We start from the raw sequence: 6,000 nt of genomic DNA on the forward strand, positions 1-6,000 counted from the left end.
CTTACACCGAATTGACAATACCGTCCAGACGGTACAGTAAACAGCTCCGTGTTTTCAACCCCGGCTTTTTGGGATAGCGATAAGGCTTAATCGCCGCGTCCCAACAAATTCATTTCAGGTCCGCCACGCTATGATCAAGCGCTTTATAATCGCCATCGTCCTTCTTGTTATTGTTTGCGGCGGCATCGTCGGCTTCAATCTTTTCCGCGACAATGCAATCCAGCAATTCTTTGCAAACATGCCGGTCCAGTCGATGACCGTATCGACGATCACCGTCGAACCGCGCAAATGGACACCCGGCATCGAAGCCATCGGAACGGTGGGCGCGTCGCGAGGCGTCGACCTGACGGTCGAAACCACGGGCATCGTCAAGGAAATCAATTTCGAAGCCAACCAGCGCGTCGAAGCCAATGCGACGCTCGTCGTGCTCGATAATGCCGTGCAGCAGGCTGATCTTGAAGCCGCCAAAACACAGGCAGCGCTCGACCGTCAATCGTTCCAGCGCGCAGAGGAACTGCGCAAGCGCGGTGTCGGTTCGGACGTAACGCTCGACGCAGCCCGCGCAGCAGCGTCCAACTCGGAATCGCAGGTCGCCAAGTTGCAGGCGGTGCTCGATCAGAAATTGCTGAAGGCGCCCTTCGCCGGAACCGCGGGCATTCCGCGTGTCGAAGTCGGGCAATATGTCCAACCCGGAACGACCGTTGCCACACTGCAGGATCTCGAAACCATGCGCGTCGATTTCTCGGTGCCGGAACAGCAGCTTGAAAAACTGAAGATGGGCCAGGCCGTTACGTTCGGCATCACCGCTACGGATATGCCCTTTAAGGGCGAGATCACCGGCATCGAGCCTAAAGTCGATCCGGTTTCGCGGCTGGTATCCGTGCGTGCGTCGATTGACAATCCAGAAGGCCGTCTCAGCCCCGGTCAGTTTCTTCAGGTTCGCGTGCTTCTGCCCGAAGAAGACAATGTTATTGCCATCCCGCAGACCTCGCTCGTCTCCAGCCTTTATGGCGATTTCGTCTACGTCATCCGCCCGGCCGACGAGGTAAAGAAGGCCGAGGAATCGCCTGCCGAAGACGCAGCGGCTGCGAAAGAGCAGGCCGATGCTGCCAAACCGGCTGCAGAAGAAGCAAAGCCTGCAGATGCAAACGCTGAGGAAAAACTGGCTGTCGCCCAGGTTTTCGTGAAAATCGGCCGCCGCCTGGACGGTATCGTGGAAATCACTGAAGGCGTTTCGGCCAATGACCGCGTCGTTACCGCTGGCCAGAATCGCCTTTCGAACGGCACGCCCGTCACGATCGACAATACGATCGATCCTACCAAGACCGCCAAGCCCGAGGCTCCAGCACAATGAGTTTCTCCGACCTTTTCATCCGGCGCCCCGTCCTTTCGACGGTTGTCGCCCTCATGATCCTGCTTCTGGGCTTTCAGGGCATCTTCAACCTTTCGGTGCGTGAATATCCGGAAGTCGAAGAAACGGTGATCACCATCACCACGACCTATGCCGGTGCCAGCCCCGACCTCATTCAGGGCTTCATCACAGCGCCGATCGCGCGCGCCGTGGCGACCACGGAAAACATCGATTACGTGACCTCGCAGAGCAGCCCGTCGGCAAGCGTCGTGACGGTTCAAATGAAGCTCGGCTCCAACCCCGACACCGCGCTCACCGAAGTCATTTCGAAAGTGCAGCAGGTTCGCGGCGACTTGCCTACAGGTTCGGAAGACCCGACCATCGTGAAGGGCACGGGCCAGCAATTCGCCATCATGTATCTGGCGATGCAGAACCCGAACATGACGTCCGAACAGCTCACCGAATATATCGAGCGCGTCATTCGTCCGCGCATGTCGACCATCGAGGGCGTTGCCGAAGTGCAGGTTCTGGGTGCGGCGAACTATTCGATGCGCGTCTGGATCGACCCGATCAAACTCGCAGCACGGGGACTAACCGCGGCAGAGGTCCTTTCCGCCATCAACTCGTCGAACTTCCTTGCCGCCCCCGGCAAGACGAAGAACGAGTATGTCGCATCGTCCATTACGCTCCAGTCCACGCTGCAAACGCCGGAAGCCTTCGGCGCGTTGCCGCTGAAATCTGAAGATGGAAACGTCGTGCGGCTTCGCGAAGTCGCCGATGTGGAACTGGCGGCCGAAAGCACCGATACGGTCGTGAAGTTCGACGGTCAGCCCGGCACCTTCATCGGCATCTTCCCGACCCCCGCGGCAAATCCGCTGGATACGGCCGCTGGCGTGATCGCCGAACTGCCTGCCCTGCAGGGCTCCCTGCCGGACGGCATGTCGGTCACGATGGTCTATGACGCGACCGAGACGATCAGTGCATCGATCCGCGAAGTGTTCACCACGATCGCGGAAGCGGTCGCCATCGTCATGGTGGTCATTCTTCTGTTCCTTGGTTCGTTCCGCTCGGTCCTGATGCCTGTCGTGACGATCCCGCTTTCGCTCATCGGCGTCTGCTTCATCCTGTTTCTCATGGGATACTCGATCAACCTGCTTTCGCTCCTTGCGATGGTTCTGGCGATCGGTCTCGTGGTGGATGACGCTATCGTCGTGGTCGAAAACATCCACCGGCATATCGAAGAAGGCCTCACTCCCATGCAGGCGGCTCACACCGGCATGAAGGAAATCACCGGCCCGGTTGTTGCCATGACGATCACACTGGCTGCCGTGTTCGCGCCTCTGGCGTTCACCGGTGGTCTCACCGGCTCGCTCTTTCGCGAATTCGCGGTAACGCTTGCAGGCGCGGTTATTATTTCGGGTGTCGTCGCGTTGACGATCACGCCGATGATGACGGCCCGTCTTCTCAAGGCCGGCAATCACAGCCGTTTCCAGAAATTCGTCGATCGCACATTCGACCGTTTCGCAAATGGCTACGAAAAGCTTGTCACCGGTTCGCTGAAGTACCGTCCCGTCACGCTTCTGGTCGTCATTTGTCTGGTCAGCGTAACAGGCTTCATGTTCATGAAGACGTCGAGCGAACTCGCGCCTGAAGAAGATGTCGGCGCACTGTTCTCGCTGGTTACCGCTCCACGCTATGCGACCACCGATTACACCAGCCTGTATATCGACCAGATCCGCGATCTGACGATCAAGGACATGCCGGAATTGCGGGCAAACTTCTCGATCACCGGATTGGGCGGCGCGACGAATACGGCATTCGCAATCTGGGCGTTCAAGGATTGGGCGCAGCGCGACCGCTCGCAAAAGCAGCTTCAGGAACAGATCCAGGGTCAGCTTGCCCATGTGGCAGGCGTTCAGGCTCTGGTCTTCTCACCGCCATCCCTTCCGGGTGCTGGCGGCGGCCTGCCGATTTCCGTGGTCATTCAGTCCACCGGTGAAGCAAGCCAGGTCTATGAAGTGGCCGAGGAGATCAAGAACAAGGCGCAGGCATCGGGACGGTTCATCGTCGTTCAGAACTCGCTCTCCTTCGACGCTCCGCAGGTGACGATCTCCATCGACCGTGACCGTGCGGCGGCTCTTGCCGTGCCGATCAGCGACGTTGCGCAGACGCTCGGCCTGTTGGTCGGCGGCGGCAAGGTCGCGCAGTTCGACCGGGATTCGAACAGCTACGACATCATCATGCAGGTGCCGGACAAATACCGTGACAATCCTGAAAAGCTCGGCGAATTCTTCATTCGCAGCGTTTCTGGCGACATGGTTCCGCTGTCTGCTGTCGTCACGATTTCGACGAACGCATCACCTGCATCGATCGAGCAGTTCAACCAGTTGAACTCCGCGACGATCTCGGCACTGCCGCTGCCCGGCGTTACAACCGGCGACGGACTTGCAACCATCGAAGAAATCGCGAGACCGGCGATGCCCGAGGGCTTCTTCATGGATTATTCGGGCCAGTCACGCCTCGAAAAGGAACAGGGCAACGCGATCATCGTCGCCTTCGCACTGGCTGTCGTCGTCATCTATCTGGTGCTGGCGGCTCAGTTCGAAAGCTTCCGCGATCCGCTGATCATTCTGATGTCGGTGCCGCTGTCGATTTTCGGCGCTATCGTTCCGCTCAATCTCGGCCTTGGCACGCTCAACATCTATACGCAGGTGGGTCTCATCACGCTGATAGGACTGATAACCAAGCACGGCATTCTGCTGGTAGAGTTCGCCAACCAGCAGCGTGAGGAGCATGGGCTTGGACGCACGGAAGCCATCATCGCTTCGGCAAAGGTTCGCCTTCGCCCGATCCTGATGACGACGGCTGCAATGGCGCTTGGCGTCGTGCCGCTGATCATCGCGGCGGGTGCCGGTGCGGCAGCCCGTTACTCGATGGGTCTGGTGATCTTCTCGGGCGTCATCATCGGAACGATGTTCACGCTGTTCGTCGTGCCGATGTTCTACACCTACATCGCCCACAAGGATCAGCCGCAATCCGAACCTGTGGTGGCAATACCTCCGTCAGGAGCGCCAGCAACGTCATAGACTGACGGCTTGGTTGAAACAGAAGAGCGCGGTCCCCCGGATCGCGCTCTTTTTTCGTTTCGGGCTGTTTTCAGGCTGTTTCTTCGTTGCCTTGGCAAGGGCGCCGTGGAAAAAAGCGAACCAATCCAGTTTCCGCAGTGCCGGAGTTTCACGATGACCACCCGCCCGCTTCAGACCCCGATCATACAGGCCCTGCCCGCCACCGTGCCTTTCGTCGGCCCGGAAGCGCAGGAGCGTACGCGCGGCAGCAGCTTTCGCGCGAGGATCGGCGCCAATGAAAGCAGCTTCGGTCCCTCGCCCAAGGTCATACAGCGCATGGCGGACGTCGCGCCGGACATGTGGAAATATTGCGACCCGGACAATCACGATCTCAAAGCCGCACTCGCTTTGCATCTGGGTATACCGCTCGAAAATGTCGTGGTCGGCGAAGGCATAGACGGGCTGCTCGGCCTTCTCGTTCGCATTTATATTTCTCCGGGGGACGTCGTCGTCACCTCACTCGGCGCGTACCCAACCTTCAATTTCCACGTCGCTGCCGCAGGCGGCAAGCTGGTCGCGGTGCCCTATCGCGATGACAAGGAAGATCTCGACGGTCTGCTGGCCGCCGCAAAAGAGCACGATGCGCGTCTTGTCTACCTGTCCAACCCCGACAATCCGATGGGAACATGGTGGGAAGCAGCCGAGATCGAGCGCTTTATCGACGCGCTTCCGGCAACGACCATGTTCGTGCTCGATGAAGCCTATGGCGAACTCGCCCATGCCTCGGCAATTCCGCCCATCACCATCGACAGGCCCAATCTCGTGCGCATGCGCACATTCTCAAAAGCCTATGGGTTGGCGGGAATACGCTGCGGCTATGCTTTTGGAGAAACGGCGACGATTCGCGATTTCGAAAAAGTCCGCAATCATTACGGCGTCAGCCGCATGGCGCAGATTGCCGGAGAGGCTGCACTTGCCGACCAGCCCTATCTCGAAAGCGTTCTCGCGCGCGTAGCTTCGGGGCGGGCGCGCATCGCCAAAATCGGCGAAGAAAACGGGCTGAAACCAATCGCCTCGGCGACCAATTTCGTCACGCTCGATTGCGGATCGGACGGCGCGTTCGCGTTGAAAGTCCTGCAAAACCTGCTGGCGCGCGACGTCTTTATCCGCAAGCCGATGGCGCCCGTACTCGACCGCTGCATTCGTGTCAGTGTGGGGCTCGATCACGAGCTGGACATTTTCGAGGAAGAACTGCCAGGGGCGTTGGCGGCAGCGCGGGGTTAGAGCCTTTTAAATAGAAACGCTGGCGGGACAGCGCCCCCCTCTGTCCTGCCGGACATCTCCCCCACAGGTGGGGAGATTAGCTGACCGCTCTCGAAGAGATTTCAATTTGCAACGATTTTAGTTAGCGAAATCATAGATGAAAGCTGATCTCCCCACCTGTGGGGGAGATGTCCGGCAGGACAGAGGGGGGCGCCTCGTGGTGCCTTTAGACAGAAAGCGCTCTAAAGCTTTTCCTTCTTCACCCGCACCAACCCCGCACGACGCGTTGCCGTGCCCAGCAATTGCCCAATCCCGCCCGAA

3 protein-coding genes are annotated in these 6,000 nt (G+C 58.9%); all 3 read left to right on the top strand.

Going from position 1 to position 6,000, the window contains the following annotated elements; all coding sequences use genetic code 11:
- The first annotated feature begins 130 nt into the window (after positions 1-130).
- The 3 genes from ABFT80_RS24635 (at position 131) to ABFT80_RS24645 (ending at position 5,700) form a co-directional block, all read left to right on the top strand.
- The gene (locus ABFT80_RS24635) at positions 131-1,354 is read left to right on the top strand and encodes an efflux RND transporter periplasmic adaptor subunit (protein WP_347974584.1); all 1,224 of its coding nucleotides are present in this window, start codon (positions 131-133) and stop codon (positions 1,352-1,354) included.
- Positions 1,351-4,437, top strand: coding sequence for an efflux RND transporter permease subunit (locus ABFT80_RS24640; RefSeq protein ID WP_347974585.1), 3,087 nt, complete (start codon positions 1,351-1,353; stop codon positions 4,435-4,437). Before ABFT80_RS24635 ends, ABFT80_RS24640 begins: the two co-directional genes overlap by 4 nt.
- Before the next feature lie 153 nt (positions 4,438-4,590).
- Positions 4,591-5,700 (top strand): pyridoxal phosphate-dependent aminotransferase, encoded by a 1,110-nt coding sequence (locus ABFT80_RS24645; protein WP_347974586.1) that lies wholly within the window; start codon positions 4,591-4,593, stop codon positions 5,698-5,700.
- The last annotated feature ends 300 nt before the right edge of the window (positions 5,701-6,000 follow it).

This window comes from Foliimonas ilicis, assembly GCF_039939195.1.
Classification (GTDB): Bacteria; Pseudomonadota; Alphaproteobacteria; order Rhizobiales; family Rhizobiaceae; genus Foliimonas; species Foliimonas ilicis.